This window comes from Pseudomonas sp. ADAK2, from assembly GCF_012935755.1.
Lineage (GTDB): Bacteria > Pseudomonadota > Gammaproteobacteria > Pseudomonadales > Pseudomonadaceae > Aquipseudomonas.
On sequence record NZ_CP052862.1, the window covers coordinates 5,036,922 to 5,055,860 of the forward strand.

An 18,939-nucleotide genomic window follows, 5' to 3' on the forward strand; every position below is an offset into this window, starting at 1 on the left:
TGGCGAGGGAGCTTGCTCCCGCTCGGCTGCGCAGCAGCCGCAAAATCAGCAAATAAGGTCTATTTGGAGGGTAGCGGTTGCAGGTTTTCAGGGCCGCTTCGCGCCCCAGCGGGAGCAAGCTCCCTCGCCACAGAAAGAAGTGTTTACCTTGGCAGACCAGTCAAAACTGCGCGCTAATTGAACACCGCCCCAAAAACGCGCCACCTTTTAGCGCGTCGCTTACAGACAAGCGCACTATCCGAGATCCAGGATCCAAGTTGGCCATTACCGCCTGTCACCTGTGCTTGTGGTGACACTCTGCTCCAGCACCTCGCAGCCCTTGTTCCCACAAGTGCTACCGATTTGCTCACACCCCGCAACACAGCGCATTTGCCCGCCTTGATGGCACTTATAACCCCCACTCTGCGCACGGCTTATATAGACACGCCGCGACGTCGTTTTCAGGAGTTATTGAACGCCCATTCAATTTTAGGCATGGCAATTGCTCTGTCATTACAAAGCCCGTCTCCCACGCGAGAACGATGGCAATAACAAGAGCCTCCGCCTGAGGCCATCACCCGCTTTGTGTGAGGAGATACCGCGATGACGACGTTCAACTCCGGGGCTCAACCCCAGAACCGTGCGCCTCAATCCATCGGCTTTCTGCTGCTGGACAATTTCACGCTGATTTCTCTGGCCTCCGCAGTAGAACCCCTGCGCATGGCCAACCAATTGTCCGGCCGCGAGTTGTATCGCTGGACCACACTCACCGTCGACGGGGGCCAGGTCTGGGCCAGTGACGGTCTGCAAATCACCCCCGATTGCTCCATGCACAAAGCGCCGTCCATGGACACCATCATTGTCTGCGGCGGTATCGGCATCCAGCGCACCGTTACCCGCGAACACGTGTCATGGCTGCAAAGCCAGGCGCGTCAGTCCAAGCGCCTCGGCGCCGTGTGCACCGGCAGTTGGGCCTTGGCCTGCGCCGGTCTGCTGGACGGCTTCGATTGCAGCGTGCACTGGGAATGCCTGGCCGCTATGCAGGAAGCGTTTCCACGTGTGGCCATGAGCACCCGCTTGTTCACCCTCGACCGTAACCGCTTCACCAGCTCCGGCGGCACCGCGCCGCTGGACATGATGCTGCACCTGATCAGCCGCGATCACGGCCGTGAACTGTCGGCGGCGATTTCGGAGATGTTTGTCTACGAACGCATCCGCAACGAACAGGATCACCAGCGCGTGCCGCTCAAGCACATGCTCGGCACCAACCAGCCGAAGTTGCAGGAAATCGTTGCGCTGATGGAAGCCAACCTGGAAGAGCCGATCGACCTCGACGAACTGGCGGTGTACGTCGCCGTTTCCCGTCGTCAGCTCGAGCGGTTGTTCCAGAAATACCTGCACTGCTCGCCGTCGCGCTACTACCTGAAACTGCGCCTGATCCGCGCCCGGCAGTTGCTCAAGCAGACGCCGATGTCGATCATCGAAGTGGCATCGGTGTGCGGGTTTGTTTCAACGCCGCATTTCTCCAAGTGCTACCGCGAATACTTCGGCATTCCGCCGCGTGACGAGCGTGTAGGGTCGAATACCACGCAACAGGTGGCGATGATGCCGCTACCGCAAGCGCTGGTGCTGTCGCCGTTGTCCGGGCCGTTGTCGGCGTTGAGTCAGGCGCGCAATGAGTCGACGTTTGCCAGCGTAAGGCTCTGACACAGATCGTTCCCTCGCTCTGCGCGGGAATGCCTCAACGGACGCTCCGCGTTCGGCCTTTTGGGACGCGGAGCGTCCCGGGCTGCATTCCCACGCGGAGCGTGGGAACGATCACTGGAAGCCCCCTCGCCACGAGTCAGGCGCTACGCCTTCTGCTGATACTCCGCCAGAGCGGGCAGTAGCTGCTTATCAATCGCCTGGCGCACCGCCGGCAGGATGGTCGCGCTGCTGGTGTACATCTGCTTGACCATAGTGCGCAGCACGATCGCCCGCTCATCGTTCAAGCCTCGCACCGCACACTCGCATGCCTGCTCGGCGGTAGCGCCGTTCGGCACTGGAAAACCCAACGATTTCAGCTGGCCCAGCAGGTCTTCCTGGTCAATCAAATCGGCGTACATCATGACGCAATCCTTCTTCAGGGAACGGTGTCGTGGCTCGATTCTGGTAGGGGTGTCGTGCATCGGCAAGGACGATTTGTCGCAATGGCCGCGATACCTATGAACAGGTCGTTTTCGGCTAACTTGCGAAGAGGGGGAGTAGGCACACTGGATTCAGCTGGCTTCACGAAGGTTTGGTCACCCTCGCGCAACGGCTCCTCAACAGTACCTTGTGCCCCGATCCTGTCACGGCTTGATCGGGGCTTTTTTTTGTCTGGGAATCAGGTGGGGATGTGTTGTTTGGGCTGACGCCTTCGCGGGCAAGCCTCGCTCCCACAGGGATAGGCGATCCCCTGTAGGAGCGAGGCTTGCCCGCGAAGAACGATGACGCGGTCTAGCGTTGCAACACCAATATCCGCGACAACAACTCATCCCGATCCACATAACAGCCCTGGAAATGCCGGGCGCCGGTGGCGGGGTCGAAGGCGTTGCGGGCGTGGAGGGTGCGGCGATTGTCGAAGCACCACAACTCACCGGGATTGAGCCGCTGCATCAGGCGAAACCGCGCCTCGCGGGTCATGGCAATAAACCGTCGATACGCCCGATATAGCTTGGGCATGTCGTCGATCGAAGCATCGAATGGCCCGCGCAGGAAGTTGGCCAAGCGGATCTCCGACACCTGGCCCAACGCATCCAGCGCGATGATCGGCGCCAGGCAGCGGTAGTCGCTATGGCGGTCCTTGTTGCGGAATTCCACGGGGATTTCACACAGGGCCTTGAACGACTCGGGATCTTCCTCGCGCAAGGCGTGGGCAATGGCAAAACCATCGACGAAAATACTCTCGCCACCCTCGGCGTCATTCACCAGGCAATGCAGGAATTGCAGCCCCGGTTGCAGCTCCCGGGTCGGCAAGTCGCTGTGCAGCGGCAGGTTGAAAGCGGTGTAGGCGTTGCTGTCGGCATCGGCTTTGGATTGCACGTTGAACAACACGCCGAAATTGCTCTCGCGGATAAAGGAAATGCGCTGGGCGATCAGCTTTAGCGAGCCGGGTTCGGTGGGCACGCCGCGGACCTGGGTCAGGCCGATATCCCGTACCGCCAGCAGCCATTGCAGCAGGGCATCGTTGTCGTTCATCAGTGCCTGATAGTCGAACACCGGCAACCGCAGATCGCTGTTCCACAGCTTGGATTTGGGCTTGCCGGCCCGCCGTTCGGCGCGGGATTCGTCGTCGTAGGCATGGGCCCGCAACCAGCCCGGATCGAAGCGGCTGAGGTGGCCGTCCTGCCAGTCAACACGCAGGCAACCATCGGCTTCGAGATGCGCGGCACTGGGTACCAGGTCTTCAGCGACATCGACGATTTCCAGCACCTGTTCGCGGGTCACGCTGTAGACACACAGCGGGCACGGGCAGTTATCCCGCAGCCATTGGTGATGAAAGGGGCTGACGCGGCCATCGGCCCAGGTCACTTGAACCCGGTCCGTCAGGGTGTGCACGGCGGACAAGGCGCTGATCAACGGGTAGCTGCGGAAGTCGGCAAAAGCGGCGGCGGTGTTCATGGCGATCTCCTTGTTATTTTTTGGGCGGTAGTGCGATCACTCGGCCGACGTAGTCAGGGGTTGGCAGGTCGGTTTGTTCGGCGACGATGGCTTGCAGCTTGCCTAGGGTCTCTTCGCTGAACGGCGCGGAACGCGGCCCGGCGAGGTCGACGTGCAGCAGCATTTGTTCGTTGCCGGCCAGTTCCTTGTCACCGCCGACCAGGTGCAGGCTGTGGTAGAGGTGCAGGCGCTTGCTGTCGTGGGCGATGATTTGCGTGTGCACTTCGACATCGGCGTCGAGCTTCACTTCGTGCAGGTAGTTGAGGTGCAGTTCGAGGGTGAACAACGAGTTGCCGCTGGCTTCGCGATTGTTGCTGTCCATGCCCAGGCGATCCATCAGCGCGTCGGTGGCGTAGCTGAAGATCAGCAGGTAGAAGGCATCGCGCAAGTGCCCGTTGTAGTCGACCCAGTCGGGGATGATTTTGGTTTGGTAGGTGGTTAGAGCGGGCATGGTTGGGGTTCCGGCAGGTGGATGATCGTTCCCACGCGCAGCAAAGGAACGCAGCCCGGGACGCTCTGCGTCCCAGACGACGTGACGCAGAGCGTCACAGGATTCATTCCCACGCGGAGCGTGGGAACGATCAGTGCGCAGTTTTAGTCGGCAAACGCCATCCCATGCTTCTCTTTGGTGGTCTTCACCGCCTCCAGCACCGCCAGCAGGCAATCATCACGATAGCGCTCCAGCGCCGAGATGCTGTGCGTGCCCAACTGATCGCTGGTGCCGTCGACCACATCATCAATCAACTTGTCAGTCAGCTCCGGCGCCGGCAGATACGTCCATGGCAACTGCAACGCCGGGCCGAACTGCGCCATGAAGTGCCGCATCCCGGCATCGCCGCCCGCCAGGGTGTACGTCAGGAATGTCCCCATGAACGACCAACGCAGGCCCGCGCCAAAACGAATCGCATCGTCGATTTCACCGGTAGTCGCCACGCCGTCATTCACCAGGTGCAGCGCCTCACGCCACAGCGCTTCGAGCAAGCGGTCGGCAATGAAGCCCGGCACTTCCTTGCGTACATGCAGCGGACGCATGCCCAAGGATTCGTAGACTTTGATTGCCGCTTGAATGGCTTCGGGCGCGGTGTTTTTGCCGCCCACCACTTCCACCAACGGCAACAGATAAACCGGGTTGAACGGATGCCCGACCACGCAGCGTTCCGGGTGGGTCGACCCTTCGTAGAACTCGCTCGGCAACAGCCCCGAGGTGCTGGAACCGATCAGGGCATTAGGCTTGGCCGCCGCGCTGATTTTGCCGTGCAGTTCCAGTTTCAGTTCGAGACGTTCCGGGGCACTTTCCTGAATGAAATCCGCATCGCGCACGCATTCTTCAATGGTCGCGACAAAGCGCAGGCGATCTTGTGAAGCGCCGGGGGCCAGGCCTTGTTTCTCCAGCGCGCCCCAGGCATTGGCGACCCGCTTGCGCAGCGCCGCTTCGGCACCGGGCGCCGGGTCCCAGGCCACCACGTCGAGGCCGTGGGCGAGGGCGCGGGAAACCCATCCGCTGCCGATGACACCGCTGCCCAGCGCGGCGAAGGTTTTGATTTCGGTGATAAAGCTCATGGCGACTTCCTAAGAATTTTGGTGATCCCTGTAGGAGCGAGGCTTGCCCGCGAAGAGGCCGGTACATCCGACGGATCTCTTCCGGCAGGAATGCCGCCTTCGCGGGCAAGCCTCGCTCCTACAGGTTGTGTGTGGGGGGGTTAACCGCGCTTGGTCAGGCCCATTTTTACCCGGCCTTCCGCCGGCGTCATGACCCGGGCGCCGAGGCGGCTGAGGATTTCGCTGGCGCGTTCGACCAGTTGGCCGTTGGTCGCCAATACGCCTTTATCCAGCCACAAGTTGTCTTCCAGCCCGACCCGCACGTTGCCGCCCAGCAGCACCGCTTGTGCGGCCATCGGCATCTGCATGCGGCCGATGCCGAACCCGGCCCAGACCGCGTCGGCCGGCAGGTTGTCGACCATGGCTTTCATGGTGGTGGTGTCGGCCGGCGCGCCCCACGGGATGCCCAGGCACAGCTGGAACAGCGGGTTGTCGAGCAAGCCTTCCTTGATCATCTGCTTGGCGAACCACAGGTGACCGGTGTCGAAGATTTCCAGCTCGGCCTTCACGCCCAGCTCTTGAATGCGTTTGGCGCCAGCCCGCAGCTGCGCCGGAGTCGAAACGTAAATCGTGTCGCCATCGCCGAAGTTCAGGGTGCCGCAATCGAGGGTGCAGATTTCCGGCAGCAGTGCTTCAACGTGGGCTAGACGGGTCAGCGGGCCGACCAGGTCGGTGTTCGGGCCGAACTCCATCGGGTTCTCGCCGCCGCCGATTTCCAGGTCGCCGCCCATGCCGGCGGTGAGGTTGACGATAATGTCGACGTCCGCCTCGCGGATGCGCTCCATCACTTCGCGGTACAGCGCCACGTCACGGCTGAATTTGCCGGTTTCGGGGTCGCGAACGTGGCAGTGGACCACGGTGGCGCCAGCCTTGGCGGCTTCTACGGCGGCGGCCGCGATTTGTTTCGGGGTGACCGGCACATGTGGGCTTCTGGCGGTCGTGTCGCCAGCACCGGTGAGTGCGCAGGTGATGATGACGTCGTGGTTCATTTAGCGATTCCTTACAGGCGTGATGAGTCCGGACGCAGCCCTTTACGGGCTGCGTATCGGCGATTCAGTGCGGTTTTATTTACTGGTCAATGACAGGTTTTCAGCTGCTGGTTTGCCATCGAAAGTCGTCACACCTTCGAGCCAGCGTTGCTTGTCTTGCGGGTGATCTTTGAGCCATTGCTTGGCCGATTCGAAGGCGTCCTTGTGATCCAGCAGCGGCTGCATCATCCGGCTCTCGTCTTCGGCGGTGTAGGTCAGGTTGCTCAGCAAACGGCTGACGTTCGGGCATTGCTGGGCGTAGTTCGGCGCGGTGACGGTCCAGACCGTGGCCATGCCTTCGTTCGGCCCCAGGGCGTCTTCGCTGCCGGTGAGGTAAGTCATCTGCACGTTGACGTTCATCGGGTGCGGCGCCCAGCCGAAGAACACCACGGCTTCCTTGCGGCGCACGGCGCGGTCCACGGCGGCGAGCATGCCGGCCTCGCTGGACTCGACCAGTTGGAACTTGCCGAGGCCAAACTGATACTTGGCGATCATCGCCTTGATCTGGGTATTGGCACCCGAGCCAGGCTCGATGCCGTAGATCTTGCCGCCCAGTTCTTTTTCGAACTTGGCGATGTCGGCGAAGGTTTTCAGGCCCTTGTCGGCGAGGTAAGTCGGGACGGCGAGGGTGGCGCGGGCATCTTTGAGGCTTGGCGCTTGCAGTACCTTGACCTGGTTGGCCTGGACGAACGGGGTGATGGTCTGGGTCATCAGCGGGTTCCAGTAGCCCAGGAACAAGTCCAGGCGCTGGTCGCGGATCCCGGCGAAGATGATTTGCTGGGACGCACTGGTTTGTTTGGTGTTGTAGCCGAGGCCATCGAGCAATACCTGAGTCATGGCGCTGGTGGCAATCACATCGGTCCAGTTCACTACGCCCATGCGCACGTTCTGGCACGCGGCGGGGTCGGCGGCCATGACACTGGCGCTCAAGAAAGCGGTACCGCTGAGTGCAAGAACACAGCTGCTGATCAGTCGTTTCATGGTGGGTTCCTCGGCAGGTCGTTATTGTGGGTCCCGGCATCTTCGTGCGCCGGTGATGACCAAGTTACGCAGCTAAGCCCCTGTCCAAGCGCACTACGGCGACCAGCTCTTGCACTGCAGCGACCTGCGCTCTTGAATGCTGGCGACAACTGGCGTATCAACGTCCACACGCTTCCCGACCTTTCGTTACCTGCCAGTCGAGTGCGCTCCATGTCCCAGGATTTCTACTTCATGCTGATGCCGGGTTTCTCGGCCATCGGTTTTATCTCGGCCATCGAGCCGCTACGGGTCGCTAACCGCTTTCGTGGCGAGCTGTATCGCTGGCATGTATTAAGTGCCGATGGCGGCGCGGTTCTGGCCAGTAACGGCATGTCGGTCAACGCCGATGCGGCACTGGAACCGCTGAAGAAAGGCGCGACGCTATTAGTCGTCGCCGGTTTCGAACCACTGAAATTCGCCACTCCCGCGCTGGAGCACTGGTTGCGCCGACTGGACAACGAAGGCGTGACCCTCGGCGCCATCGACACCGGCAGCTTCGTCCTCGCCGAAGCCGGCCTACTCGACGGCCATCGCCTGACCCTGCACTGGGAAGCCATCGACGCGTTCAAGGAGTCCTATCCACAGCTCAGCGTCACCCAGGAACTGTTCGAGATCGACCGCCGCCGCATCACTTCCGCCGGTGGCACCGCCTCCATCGACCTGATGCTCGACCTTATCGGCCAGGCCCACGGCCCGGAACTGGCGATTCAGGTCAGCGAGCAGTTCGTGCTCGGGCGCATCCGCCCGCGCAAGGATCACCAGCGTATGGAAGTCGCCACGCGTTATGGCATCAGCAACAAGAAGCTGGTGCAGGTGATTGGCGAGATGGAGCAACACAGCGAACCGCCGCTTAGCACGCTGGAGTTGGCGGAATCGATCAAAGTGACGCGGCGACAGTTGGAGCGGTTGTTTCGCCTGCACCTGAACGATACGCCGAGTAATTTCTACCTGCGGTTACGGCTGGAGAAGGCTCGGCAATTACTGCGGCAAACCGATATGAGCGTGCTGGAGGTAAGCATCGCTTGCGGGTTTGAATCACCGTCGTATTTCACTCGCAGTTATCGGGCGCGGTTTGAGCGGTGTCCGCGGGAGGACCGGCGTACCGCCAAGGCATGATCGTTCCCACGCTCTGCGTGGGAATGCCGCCAGGGACGCTCCGCGTTCCGCTTCGGGATGTGACGCAGAGCGTCACGGGATGCATTCCCACGCAGAGCGTGGGAACGATCAGTGGATGGGTTTACTTCTTCATCAGCGCCGAACATGCCGCTTTATAAGCCTCATGCTGATACTTGTTCAGCGTCCCCGGCAGTTCGAAGTTGTGCTTTTTGGCCTGGGCATTGATCGTCTGCGGCGACAACAACGTCACCTCGCAACTCTCCAGCAACTGAAAAATCCCCTCGATCTTGAACGTCGTCGGCCCACCGGCAAACTCACCCTTCTTGCTGCGCTTCTTGATTGCAATCCGGTCAATGGAATTCTCCCGCACAAACGACGCGACCTGAGCGGCGAAGACTTTCACGTTCGCGGCCTCGTCATCATCGTCCAGGGCGATTTTCTTGGTGGCCAGGGCAACGTGGCTCAAGGCCTGACCGTCGAGAGAGGCCACGGCGATGATCGCTTCGCTGCCTTTGATTTCGATGCCGCAGATGTTCATTGGATATTCCTTAACGAGCTGATGGCGGACAGCTTACAACTCAAGCTGAGCGGCGTTGATGCCAAATGCGGCGGCGATTTTTTCGCGGGTTTGCTTGCGGGGCTTCGAAACGCTTTCTAGCTCGGCAAAGGCCGATTGTGAAACACCCATGCGTTCGGCAACTTCATCCTGAGTAAGGTTCAGGTGTTCGCGCCAGGCCTGAACAGGGAGGGTGCCATCGACGATGCGGGTGACCACATCGTGGGGAATCATATTGTTTTCCATTACTGCCTCACTCCTGCGAAATCGACTCCAAAAACTCCGACCGCTCATCACTCATCCGCGCCACGCAATCATTCTGCGCAATGGTGAATGCCTTGCTACCACTCGTCGCCGGGAACGCTTCCACCGCGCAATCGGCATCGCGAGTCTTCAGCCACTGCTGCTGGGCGACCTTGAGCTTTTCAGTGATGTCGCTCAGTTGCGCCTTGTTCTTGGCGTAAACCGACTGCAGGCGTTCGTTCAGGCCCTGGTAGTTTTCTTTGAGCAGATCTTCGGCAGTGGTTCTGCTGTAGGCCGAGCATTCCAGGGTCTGGACGTCGTTTTCGACTGAGTCGCAGGGGTTGTTGTCGGACTCTTCAGCCGCCTGTACGCCGGTTGCTATCAGTGCCAAAGCCAGGAAGATCGATTTCATTGCGTCGCCCTAAATCCAGTAAGCATCCAGTGATGCGTCGAATTCTGGCCCATGCGCAGGCCCTTGAACAGGTGCGCGATCACTCCCGGCGACGACCCTTTGTCGCGGATTGACGCTTTCGGCAAACCCCCTGTCGTTTTTGCACCCGGCTGCCCCGGTCCTCAGGCATATGCTGGCCCCAAAGCGCCGGCACACGATTCGGCGCATGAATCGCTAATAGGGGACAGCCTGATGAGCCCAGCCGAATTGCACGCCGACAGCATCGTTATCGACGGGCTGATTATCGCCAAGTGGAACCGCGAGCTGTTTGAAGACATGCGCAAGGGCGGTCTGACTGCGGCCAACTGCACCGTGTCGGTGTGGGAGGGCTTCCAGGCCACCGTCAATAACATCGCCGCCAGCCAGAAGCTGATCCGCGAGAACAGCGACCTGGTGATTCCAGTGCGCACCACCGCTGATATCCGCAAGGCCAAGGAGCAGGGCAAGACCGGCATCCTCTTCGGCTTCCAGAATGCCCATGCGTTTGAAGACCAGATCGGCTATGTCGAGGTGTTCAAGCAGCTCGGCGTCGGTATCGTGCAGATGTGCTACAACACCCAGAACCTGGTGGGCACCGGTTGCTACGAGCGCGATGGCGGCCTGTCGGGCTTCGGTCGTGAAATCGTTGCCGAGATGAACCGTGTTGGCGTCATGTGCGACCTGTCCCACGTCGGCTCCAAGACCTCCGAAGAAGTCATTCTCGAATCCAAGAAGCCGGTCTGCTACTCCCACTGCCTGCCGTCGGGTCTGAAAATCCACCCGCGCAACAAATCCGATGAAGAACTGAAGTTCATCGCCGATCACGGCGGTTTCGTCGGCGTGACCATGTTCGCGCCGTTCCTGGCCAAGGGCATCGATTCGACCATCGACGACTACGCCGAAGCCATCGAATACACCATGAACATCGTCGGCGAAGACGCCATCGGCATCGGCACCGACTTCACCCAGGGCCATGGCCAGGACTTCTTCGAATACCTGACCCATGACAAGGGCTACGCCCGCCGCCTGACCAGCTTCGGCAAGATCATCAACCCGCTGGGCATCCGCACCGTCGGCGAGTTCCCGAACCTGACCGAAACCCTGCTCAAGCGCGGCCATTCCGAGCGCGTGGTGCGCAAGATCATGGGCGAGAACTGGGTCAACGTCTTGAAAGACGTCTGGGGCGAGTAAACCCAGGCTAAAAACGATTCCTGTTGTAGCAGCTGCCGAGGTACGAGGCTGCGTTGCGGTCCGCAGGACCGCTCTCGGGGGCCGCTTCGCAGCCCAACGCAGCCTCGTACCTCGGCAGCGGCTACGCAAAACACACAACGAATTTTTCTGGAGTTAAGTTTCCATGGCCAAGATCGCCCCGCAATTGCCAATCGAAGTCGACAGCGAAACCGGTGTCTGGACCTCCGACGCCCTGCCGATGCTGTACGTGCCGCGTCACTTCTTCGTCAACAACCACATGGGCATCGAGGAAGTGCTGGGCGCTGACGCCTACGCCGAAATCCTCTACAAGGCCGGCTACAAATCCGCCTGGCACTGGTGTGAAAAAGAAGCCGAATGCCACGGCCTGGAAGGCGTCGCGGTGTTCGAGCACTACATGAAACGCCTGTCGCAGCGCGGCTGGGGCTTGTTCAAGATCCAGGACATCGACCTCGACAAAGGCACCGCCAGCGTCAAGCTCGAACACTCGGCGTTCGTCTACGTGTACGGCAAGGTCGGGCGCAAGGTCGACTACATGTTTACCGGTTGGTTTGCCGGCGCCATGGATCAGATCCTGGAAGCCCGCGGCAGCAAGATCCGCACCGTTGCCGAGCAAGTCTACGGTGGCTCCGAAGAAGGCCACGACGACGGCCTGTTCACCGTCAAGCCGTTGTAAGTCGAGGAACCCGCCATGGCTTTCGAAGCAATGTTCCAGCCGATCCAGATCGGCAAACTGACCATCCGCAACCGCGTGCTCAGCACCGCGCACGCCGAGGTCTATGCCACCGACGGCGGCATGACCACCGACCGGTACGTCAAGTATTACGAAGAGAAAGCCAAGGGCGGGATCGGCCTGGCGATTTGCGGCGGTTCTTCCAGCGTGGCCATCGACAGCCCGCAAGGCTGGTGGAAGTCGGTCAACCTGGCTGACGACCGGATCATTCCGCACTTCCAGAACCTGGCCGATGCCATGCACAAGCATGGCGCCAAGATCATGATCCAGATTACCCACATGGGCCGTCGTTCCCGCTGGGACGGCGAGCATTGGCCAACCCTGCTGTCGCCGTCGGGCATTCGTGAACCGGTGCACCGCGCGACCTGCAAAACCATCGAACCGGAAGAAATCTGGCGGGTGATTGGCAACTACGCCAGCGCCGCAGCGCGGGCCAAGGCCGGTGGCCTGGACGGTATCGAGCTGTCGGCGGTGCACCAGCACATGATCGACCAGTTCTGGAGCCCACGGGTTAACAAACGTACCGACGAATGGGGCGGCAGCTTCGAAAACCGCATGCGTTTCGGCCTGGAAGTCCTTAAAGCTGTTCGCAAAGAAGTCGGCCCGGATTTCTGCGTCGGCATCCGTCTGTGCGGTGATGAATTCCACCCGGATGGCTTGTCCCATGAGGACATGAAGCAGATCGCCAAGTACTACGACGACACCGGCATGATCGACTTCATCGGCGTCGTGGGTTCGGGGTGCGACACCCACAACACCCTGGCCAACGTTATCCCCAACATGAGTTATCCACCGGAGCCATTTCTGCACTTGGCCGCTGGTATCAAGGAAGTGGTCAAGGCCCCGGTCCTGCACGCGCAGAACATCAAGGACCCGAATCAGGCCACCCGTATTCTGGAAGGCGGCTACGTCGACATGGTCGGCATGACCCGCGCCCACATCGCCGACCCGCACCTGATCGCCAAGATCAAAATGGGCCAGGTGGACCAGATCAAACAATGCGTCGGCGCCAACTACTGCATCGACCGTCAGTACCAGGGGCTGGACGTTTTGTGCATCCAGAACGCCGCGACCTCCCGTGAATACATGGGCGTGCCGCACATCATCGAGAAATCGACCGGTGTGAAGCGCAAAGTTGTGGTGGTCGGTGCTGGCCCTGCGGGGATGGAAGCGGCGCGCGTCTCCGCTGAGCGGGGCCACGACGTAACCCTGTTCGAGAAGAAAGAATTTATCGGCGGGCAGATCACCACCGCGTCGAAAGCCCCGCAACGGGACCAGATCGCCGGTATCACGCGCTGGTTCCAACTGGAGCTGGCGCGTCTGAAAGTCGACCTGCGCCTGGGCGTGGCGGCCGATGCGGCAACCATTCTCGACCTGCGTCCGGATGTGGTGGTGCTCGCGGTTGGCGGTCATCCATTCCTGGAGCAGAACGAACACTGGGGCGCGGCGGAAGGCCTGGTGGTCAGCAGCTGGGACATCCTCGACGGCAAAGTAGCGCCGGGCAAGAACGTGCTGGTCTACGACACCATTTGCGAGTTCACCGGGATGTCGGCCGCCGACTTCCTCGCCGACAAGGGCAGCCAGGTCGAGATCGTCACCGACGACATCAAGCCAGGCGTAGCGATTGGCGGCACGTCGTTCCCGACCTACTACCGCAGCATGTACCCGAAAGAAGTGATCATGACCGGCGACATGATGCTGGAGAAGGTCTACCGCGAAGGCGACAAGCTGATCGCGGTGCTGGAGAACGAATACACCGGCGCCAAAGAGGAGCGGGTGGTGGACCAGGTCGTCGTCGAAAACGGCGTGCGTCCGGACGAAGAAATCTATTACGCGCTGAAGGAAGCGTCGCGCAACAAGGGCCAGATGGACATCGAAGCCCTGTTCGCGATCAAGCCGCAGCCATCGCTGAGCCAGGCGGGTGACGGCTACTTGCTGTTCCGCATCGGCGACTGCGTGGCCCAGCGCAACACCCACGCGGCGATCTACGACGCGCTGCGGTTGTGCAAGGATTTCTAAGTCGCTGAGCTGATCGTTCCCACGCTCCGCGTGGGAATGCAGCCGTGACGCTCCGCGTCACATTCGCAAGCGGACGCAGAGCGTCCGGTGAGGCATTCCCACGCAGAGCGTGGGAACGATCAATGAGTCCCGTGGGAGCTCCACATGTTGAACACCCTTCTTCCAATCCTGCTGTTCGCTGCCCTGGGCCTGGCTGTCCTCGGCGCGTTGCGGCGGATGAATATGTGGCGCCGGGGCCGGGCCTCGAAGGTCGACCTGATCGGCGGCCTGCTCGCCATGCCCAAGCGCTACATGGTCGATTTGCACCACGTCGTCGCGCGGGACAAATACATCGCCAACACCCACGTAGCCACGGCCGGCGGTGCGGTAGCGTCGATTGTGCTGGCGATCCTGGTCCACGGTTTTGGCCTGCAGAGTCGCATTCTCGGTTTCGCCCTGTTGATCGCCTCGGCGGTGATGTTCGTCGGGGCGATTTTCATGTTCCTGCGTCGTCGCAACCCACCGGCTCGCCTGTCCAAAGGGCCGTGGATGCGGTTGCCGAAAAGCCTGTTGGCGTTCTCGGCGAGCTTCTTCCTGTTGACCCTGCCGGTCGCTGGCATCCTCCCGGAAAACTTCGGCGGCTGGGTAGTGGCGGCGATTCTCGGCGTTGGCGTGTTGTGGGGCGTTAGCGAACTGTTCTTCGGCATGACCTGGGGCGGGCCGATGAAGCACGCCTTCGCCGGTGCGTTGCACCTGGCCTGGCACCGTCGCGCCGAACGCTTTGGTGGCGGCCGTTCCACCGGTTTGAAACCCCTGGACCTCAACGACCCGACCGCGCCGCTGGGCGTGGAAAAACCCAAGGATTTCACCTGGAACCAACTGCTCGGCTTCGACGCCTGCGTACAGTGCGGTAAATGCGAAGCCGCGTGCCCTGCGTTCGCCGCCGGCCAGCCGCTGAACCCGAAAAAACTGATTCAAGACATGGTGGTCGGCCTCGCTGGCGGCACCGACGCCAAGTTCGCCGGCAGTCCGTACCCAGGCAAAGCGATTGGCGAACACGCCGGCAATCCACATCAACCCATCGTCAACGGTCTGGTAGACGCGGAAACTCTGTGGTCCTGCACCACCTGCCGCGCCTGCGTCGAGGAGTGCCCGATGATGATCGAGCACGTCGATGCCATCGTCGACATGCGCCGCCATCTGACTCTGGAGCGAGGCGCGACCCCGAACAAGGGCGCCGAAGTCCTGGAAAACCTGATCGCCACCGACAACCCGGGCGGTTTCGCGCCGGGCGGGCGGATGAACTGGGCGGCGGATCTGAACCTGAATCTGATGAGCGAGAAGAAGTCAGTCGACGTGCTGTTCTGGGTCGGCGACGGCGCCTTCGACATGCGCAACCAGCGCACCTTGCGCGCCTTCGTCAAAGTGCTGAAAGCGGCCAAGGTCGACTTCGCGGTACTCGGTCTTGAGGAGCGCGACAGCGGTGACGTGGCCCGACGCCTGGGCGACGAAGCGACGTTCCAGTTGTTGGCCAAGCGCAACATCCAGACCCTGGCCAAGTACAGCTTCAACCGCATCGTCACCTGCGATCCGCACAGCTTCCACGTGCTGAAAAACGAATACGGCGCCTTCGACGGCAACTACCTGGTGCAGCACCACAGCACCTACATGGCCGAGATCATCGGCGCCGGTGCGCTGAACCTCGGCCAGCACAAAGGCAGCAGCGTGACTTATCACGACCCGTGCTACCTCGGTCGTTACAACGGCGAATACGAGGCGCCGCGTGAAGTGTTGCGCGCCCTCGGGATTGAGGTGAAGGAAATGCAACGCTCCGGTTTCCGCTCGCGCTGCTGCGGCGGCGGTGGCGGGGCGCCGATCACTGACATTCCGGGCAAGCAACGGATCCCCGACATGCGCATGGACGACATCCGCGAAACCGGCGCCGAACTGGTGGCCGTGGGTTGCCCACAATGCACGGCGATGCTCGAAGGCGTGGTCGAACCCCGTCCGTTGATCAAGGACATCGCCGAACTGGTGGCCGACGCATTGCTCGAAGACGCAGCACCGAGCAAGCCAAACACTCCGGCCAAACGTGAACCTGCGGAGGCCCACTGATGAGCGACATTATCCGCCGCGACCCCCGCGCCGAATGGATTGCCCGTAACCGTCTGCACCCGCTGCACGCGGCGATGCAACCGGCGCAACACAGCTGGATGGGGCCCAACGGCGTCATCCGCAAGAACCTGCATGGCATCGGGTTTATCGGCCCCAATGGCATCAAACGCATCGACCGCAGTGGCGCGCAGCAGGGCGGGGCGACTAAACGTTCAGCCGCTGTTGAAGTGCGATTGCCGCTGCATCAAGTGCCGGCACCGGCGTTCTACATCAGCGTGGTGCCGGACATGGTCGGTGGCCGCTTGAGCAGCCACGACCGCGACTTGCTTGGCCTCGCCCATCAACTGGCCGGCAAGGACGGCGCAGTGTTGGCCGTGGTCTTCGGCGAACACAAGGAAAACGCTTTCGCCACCGCAGGCGTCGATCGCTTGCTGGTGCTCGATGGCGAAGAATTCAACGGTTATGCACCGGAACAACGAGTCCAGGGTCTGCGGGCTGTGGATAACCAGTTCAATCCGCGTCATTGGTTGCTACCGGACAGCCGCAGCGGTGGTGGTGAACTCGGTCGACGCTTTGCCGCGGCATTGGGCGAACGCCCGGCCACGCGAGTCTGGCAGGTCAAGGATCAGGAGTGCATCGGCCGCGCGGGTGCAGGCCTGCAAGACCTTGCCCGGCCAGTGGCACGCTTGATTCTGGCCGCCGTCGAATGCGCCGAGCCGGTCAGCGAAACCCGTCATGAAGCGTTGCCGGTGGAGTTATCCACAGCCGTGGTGCGCAGCCTGTCGCGCATCGAAGATCTGGGCGCGGTGGCGGTGGACCCGGCGGCGATTCCGATGGCCGAAGCCGAGTTCATCTTCTCCGGCGGCAACGGGGTCAAGGACTGGGGACTTTTCCACAGGACCGCCGAAGCACTGGGGGCGACCGAGGGTGCGTCGCGGGTGGCGGTGGACGATGGCTTCATGGCTCGCGACCGTCAGGTTGGCGCGTCCGGCACTTGGGTCACCGCGCGGGTCTATGTGGCCGTGGGGATTTCCGGGGCGATCCAGCACCTGCAAGGCATTGGTGCCTGCGACAAGGTGGTAGCGATCAACCTCGATCCGGGCTGCGACATGATCAAACGGGCCGACCTGTCGGTGATCGGCGAGAGCGCCGAGATTCTTCAAGCCTTGATCGAGGCGATAGCGGCTTATCGCAACGACGCCAAGCGCGATGCGGCTTAAGGGAAGGAAAAGGTCATGAGTACGAACGTCATCAGCCTGGTGTCCATCGGTGCCCACCCGACCTCCGGCCGGCCACGTCGCGCTGAACAGGACGCGCGGGCCGTGGAACTGGGTCTGCAACTGGCTGGGGATAACTTGCAAGTGCTGCATGCCGGCGACGTCGCGGAACCGGCGTTGCGGGCCTATTTGGGCATGGGCCTCGAACAACTGCACGTCTTGGAACAGCCGGAAGGCGCCGATGCGCTGCCGGCGCTAACCGCTTATCTGCGTGACGCCGGGGCCCAAGTGGTGCTGACCGGCAGCCAGGCGGAAACCGGCGAAGGCTCGGGCATGTTGCCGTTCCTGCTGGCCGAAAGCCTCGGCTGGCCGCTGGTAGTGGGGCTGGCTCAGGTCGAATCCATCGACGGCAACTCGGCCCTGGTGTTGCAAGCCTTGCCCCGTGGCCAGCGTCGTCGCTTGAAAGTGCGGCTGCCGTTCCTGGCGACTGTGGATAACGCCGCGCCGAAACCTCGGCAGAGCGCCTACGGCCCAGCCCGGCGTGGGGTATTGCAAGCGGACGAGGTCGAAGTCATCGACGACGAACTGCTGGCGGTCGCCACCCTGCAACCGGCCAAACCACGGCCTAAACGCCTCAAAGTGATCAAAGCCAAAAGCGGCGCCGACCGCATGAAAGCCGCGACGGCCAAGGCCAGCGGTGGCGGTGGGCAAGTGCTTAAGGGCGTGACGGCGCAGGCCGGCGCAGAAGCCATCCTCAAACTGTTGATCGAAGAAGGCGTCGTCCGCTGATCGTTCCCACGCTCTGCGTGGAAATGCCGCCCGGGACGCTCCGCGTCCCTCCTCGACTGCCTGAAACACAGAGCGTAAGCACGCTCGCCATCATCCTGTCGGAGAATGTAATGCCCGTTGAGTTTCGTTCGGCCCTGCGCGCGGATGCGCGGGAGATTGCTCGCTTGTTTCAGATTTCATCGGAAGGCGCGGCGGATTACATCTGGAGTCAACTGGCGCAGCCTGGCCAGGATCTATTGGACGTCGGCGCCAGTCGTTATGCCCGCGAAGATGTCGATTTCTCCTACCAGAACTGCCTGATCGCGCAAGCCGAGGGCGAGGTCATCGGCATGCTGCACAGCTACGTGATGCGTCACGACCCGCTGGCCACGCCGGTTACCGATCCCGTCCTGGCGCCCTACGCGACGATGGAAATCCCCGACACCCTCTACATCTCGAGCCTGGCGCTGCACGAAAGTTGGCGCAATCAAGGTTTGGGGCAACAGTTCCTTGCCTACGCTTACGACCGCGCCAATCAGCTGGGGCTCAACGGCTTGAGCTTGATCGATTACGCGGTGAACACCGGCGCCCGGCGGTTTTATGAGCGGCATGGGTTTCGGATTGTCGATACCTGCCAAATCACGCCGCATCCGATGATTCGGGTGACGGGGGAGGCCTATCTGATGTATCGCCCATGAGCCCAAGCCAACCCCCTGTAGGAGCGAAGCTTGCTCGCGAAGAGGCCGTCACATCCAACATCAATGTCGCCTGATCCACCGCTTTCGCGAGCAAGCTTCGCTCCTACAGGGGATTTTCTAGATTTATGCACAATCCCTGTTAGCGCTTCTGTGGATAAGATGTTCACCCCTCGCTACACCCCATACAAATCAAGCCCTGCAAGCCTTCGTACAAAAAACAACCAGCGTAACCCACGGTTTTTTCGAGCTTTTTCACGCGGATAATTTCGTGAGTGCGCCAATACTTGTACCCAATCTCTGTTGGCGCTTCTGTGGATAAGATGTTCGCTGTCCGCTACAGGCCATATAAACCGGCCCTGTCAGGCACCTGATCAAATAACAACCAAATCACCGTTTTAAGACAAAAAACTTCTCGTAAACCCCGATTTATCAAGCGTTGCGCAGGTTTTCCACAGAACCGCCAAAGTTGCCCCCAAAGTCTGTTGGCGCTTCTGTGGATAAGGTGTTTGCCATCCCCTACAGGCCTTATAAACCGTGCCTTTCAAGCGG

17 protein-coding genes and 1 pseudogene are annotated in these 18,939 nt (G+C 61.2%); 9 read left to right on the plus strand and 9 right to left on the minus strand.

The features are described 5' to 3' along the window. Positions 1 to 582: 582 nt before the first annotated feature. Complete coding sequence (locus HKK52_RS23115; protein WP_123513212.1) at positions 583 to 1,686, plus strand: GlxA family transcriptional regulator; 1,104 nt, start codon at positions 583 to 585, stop codon at positions 1,684 to 1,686. A 143-nt stretch (positions 1,687 to 1,829) separates the two neighbouring features. Here the strand turns inward: HKK52_RS23115 and HKK52_RS23120 are convergent, their stop codons facing one another. From HKK52_RS23120 to choX, 6 genes are all read right to left on the minus strand, one after another. Further along, positions 1,830 to 2,087 carry a hypothetical protein gene (locus HKK52_RS23120; protein ID WP_169372737.1) on the minus strand — a complete coding sequence of 86 codons (258 nt, stop codon included), beginning with the start codon at positions 2,085 to 2,087 and terminating at the stop codon, positions 1,830 to 1,832. 370 nt (positions 2,088 to 2,457) lie between these two features. Further along, entirely contained in the window at positions 2,458 to 3,621 is a 1,164-nt protein-coding gene (locus tag HKK52_RS23125; RefSeq protein ID WP_169372738.1) for a gamma-butyrobetaine dioxygenase, read from the minus strand. Positions 3,622 to 3,634: 13 nt separating this feature from the next. Continuing rightward, positions 3,635 to 4,111 carry a thioesterase family protein gene (locus HKK52_RS23130; RefSeq protein ID WP_169372739.1) on the minus strand — a complete coding sequence of 159 codons (477 nt, stop codon included), beginning with the start codon at positions 4,109 to 4,111 and terminating at the stop codon, positions 3,635 to 3,637. 143 nt (positions 4,112 to 4,254) lie between these two features. Next, positions 4,255 to 5,220 carry an L-carnitine dehydrogenase gene (locus HKK52_RS23135; RefSeq protein WP_133835668.1) on the minus strand — a complete coding sequence of 322 codons (966 nt, stop codon included), beginning with the start codon at positions 5,218 to 5,220 and terminating at the stop codon, positions 4,255 to 4,257. 140 nt (positions 5,221 to 5,360) lie between these two features. Continuing rightward, the gene (locus HKK52_RS23140; RefSeq protein ID WP_169372740.1) at positions 5,361 to 6,248 is read right to left on the minus strand and encodes a 3-keto-5-aminohexanoate cleavage protein; all 888 of its coding nucleotides are present in this window, start codon (positions 6,246 to 6,248) and stop codon (positions 5,361 to 5,363) included. A gap of 75 nt (positions 6,249 to 6,323) precedes the next feature. Further along, positions 6,324 to 7,268 (minus strand): choline ABC transporter substrate-binding protein, encoded by a 945-nt coding sequence (gene choX, locus HKK52_RS23145; RefSeq protein WP_169372741.1) that lies wholly within the window; start codon positions 7,266 to 7,268, stop codon positions 6,324 to 6,326. A gap of 210 nt (positions 7,269 to 7,478) precedes the next feature. Between choX and HKK52_RS23150 the strand changes: the two genes are divergently transcribed. Then, entirely contained in the window at positions 7,479 to 8,423 is a 945-nt protein-coding gene (locus HKK52_RS23150) for a GlxA family transcriptional regulator (protein WP_169372742.1), read from the plus strand. A 121-nt stretch (positions 8,424 to 8,544) separates the two neighbouring features. Here the strand turns inward: HKK52_RS23150 and HKK52_RS23155 are convergent, their stop codons facing one another. The 3 genes and pseudogenes from HKK52_RS23155 to HKK52_RS23165 form a co-directional block, all read right to left on the minus strand. Continuing rightward, the gene (locus tag HKK52_RS23155) at positions 8,545 to 8,961 is read right to left on the minus strand and encodes a DUF3010 family protein (RefSeq protein WP_169372743.1); all 417 of its coding nucleotides are present in this window, start codon (positions 8,959 to 8,961) and stop codon (positions 8,545 to 8,547) included. Positions 8,962 to 8,994: 33 nt separating this feature from the next. Beyond that, positions 8,995 to 9,222: pseudogene (locus HKK52_RS23160) on the minus strand (helix-turn-helix domain-containing protein); the annotation flags it as partial. A 10-nt stretch (positions 9,223 to 9,232) separates the two neighbouring features. Continuing rightward, positions 9,233 to 9,634 (minus strand): lysozyme inhibitor LprI family protein, encoded by a 402-nt coding sequence (locus HKK52_RS23165; protein ID WP_169372745.1) that lies wholly within the window; start codon positions 9,632 to 9,634, stop codon positions 9,233 to 9,235. Positions 9,635 to 9,865: 231 nt separating this feature from the next. Between HKK52_RS23165 and HKK52_RS23170 the strand changes: the two genes are divergently transcribed. The 7 genes from HKK52_RS23170 (at position 9,866) to HKK52_RS23200 (ending at position 18,390) form a co-directional block, all read left to right on the plus strand. Beyond that, positions 9,866 to 10,843: a dipeptidase gene (locus tag HKK52_RS23170; protein ID WP_008033250.1), complete on the plus strand. Its 978-nt coding sequence runs from the start codon at positions 9,866 to 9,868 to the stop codon at positions 10,841 to 10,843. Between the two features lie 163 nt (positions 10,844 to 11,006). Further along, positions 11,007 to 11,537, plus strand: a complete 531-nt coding sequence (locus tag HKK52_RS23175; protein ID WP_005792152.1) for a DUF5943 domain-containing protein — start codon at positions 11,007 to 11,009, stop codon at positions 11,535 to 11,537. Positions 11,538 to 11,552: 15 nt separating this feature from the next. Continuing rightward, positions 11,553 to 13,613 carry a dimethylglycine demethylation protein DgcA gene (dgcA, locus tag HKK52_RS23180; RefSeq protein WP_169372746.1) on the plus strand — a complete coding sequence of 687 codons (2,061 nt, stop codon included), beginning with the start codon at positions 11,553 to 11,555 and terminating at the stop codon, positions 13,611 to 13,613. Positions 13,614 to 13,757: 144 nt separating this feature from the next. Next, positions 13,758 to 15,707 (plus strand): dimethylglycine demethylation protein DgcB, encoded by a 1,950-nt coding sequence (gene dgcB, locus HKK52_RS23185; protein ID WP_169372747.1) that lies wholly within the window; start codon positions 13,758 to 13,760, stop codon positions 15,705 to 15,707. Further along, entirely contained in the window at positions 15,707 to 16,927 is a 1,221-nt protein-coding gene (gene etfA, locus HKK52_RS23190) for an electron transfer flavoprotein subunit alpha (RefSeq protein WP_169372748.1), read from the plus strand. Before dgcB ends, etfA begins: the two co-directional genes overlap by 1 nt. A gap of 15 nt (positions 16,928 to 16,942) precedes the next feature. Beyond that, a complete protein-coding gene (gene etfB, locus HKK52_RS23195; RefSeq protein ID WP_054044216.1) occupies positions 16,943 to 17,713 on the plus strand; it encodes an electron transfer flavoprotein subunit beta in 771 nt (256 codons plus the stop codon). 110 nt (positions 17,714 to 17,823) lie between these two features. Continuing rightward, positions 17,824 to 18,390 (plus strand): GNAT family N-acetyltransferase, encoded by a 567-nt coding sequence (locus tag HKK52_RS23200; RefSeq protein WP_169372749.1) that lies wholly within the window; start codon positions 17,824 to 17,826, stop codon positions 18,388 to 18,390. Positions 18,391 to 18,939 lie beyond the last annotated feature (549 nt).

Coding starts and splice junctions, on each gene's coding strand:
- HKK52_RS23115 (WP_123513212.1), top strand. CDS start 583: ATGACGACGTTCAACTCCGGGGCTCAACCCCAGAACCGTGCGCCTCAA.
- HKK52_RS23120 (WP_169372737.1), bottom strand. CDS start 2,087: ATGATGTACGCCGATTTGATTGACCAGGAAGACCTGCTGGGCCAGCTG.
- HKK52_RS23125 (WP_169372738.1), bottom strand. CDS start 3,621: ATGAACACCGCCGCCGCTTTTGCCGACTTCCGCAGCTACCCGTTGATC.
- HKK52_RS23130 (WP_169372739.1), bottom strand. CDS start 4,111: ATGCCCGCTCTAACCACCTACCAAACCAAAATCATCCCCGACTGGGTC.
- HKK52_RS23135 (WP_133835668.1), bottom strand. CDS start 5,220: ATGAGCTTTATCACCGAAATCAAAACCTTCGCCGCGCTGGGCAGCGGT.
- HKK52_RS23140 (WP_169372740.1), bottom strand. CDS start 6,248: ATGAACCACGACGTCATCATCACCTGCGCACTCACCGGTGCTGGCGAC.
- choX (WP_169372741.1), bottom strand. CDS start 7,268: ATGAAACGACTGATCAGCAGCTGTGTTCTTGCACTCAGCGGTACCGCT.
- HKK52_RS23150 (WP_169372742.1), top strand. CDS start 7,479: ATGTCCCAGGATTTCTACTTCATGCTGATGCCGGGTTTCTCGGCCATC.
- HKK52_RS23155 (WP_169372743.1), bottom strand. CDS start 8,961: ATGAACATCTGCGGCATCGAAATCAAAGGCAGCGAAGCGATCATCGCC.
- HKK52_RS23165 (WP_169372745.1), bottom strand. CDS start 9,634: ATGAAATCGATCTTCCTGGCTTTGGCACTGATAGCAACCGGCGTACAG.
- HKK52_RS23170 (WP_008033250.1), top strand. CDS start 9,866: ATGAGCCCAGCCGAATTGCACGCCGACAGCATCGTTATCGACGGGCTG.
- HKK52_RS23175 (WP_005792152.1), top strand. CDS start 11,007: ATGGCCAAGATCGCCCCGCAATTGCCAATCGAAGTCGACAGCGAAACC.
- dgcA (WP_169372746.1), top strand. CDS start 11,553: ATGGCTTTCGAAGCAATGTTCCAGCCGATCCAGATCGGCAAACTGACC.
- dgcB (WP_169372747.1), top strand. CDS start 13,758: ATGTTGAACACCCTTCTTCCAATCCTGCTGTTCGCTGCCCTGGGCCTG.
- etfA (WP_169372748.1), top strand. CDS start 15,707: ATGAGCGACATTATCCGCCGCGACCCCCGCGCCGAATGGATTGCCCGT.
- etfB (WP_054044216.1), top strand. CDS start 16,943: ATGAGTACGAACGTCATCAGCCTGGTGTCCATCGGTGCCCACCCGACC.
- HKK52_RS23200 (WP_169372749.1), top strand. CDS start 17,824: ATGCCCGTTGAGTTTCGTTCGGCCCTGCGCGCGGATGCGCGGGAGATT.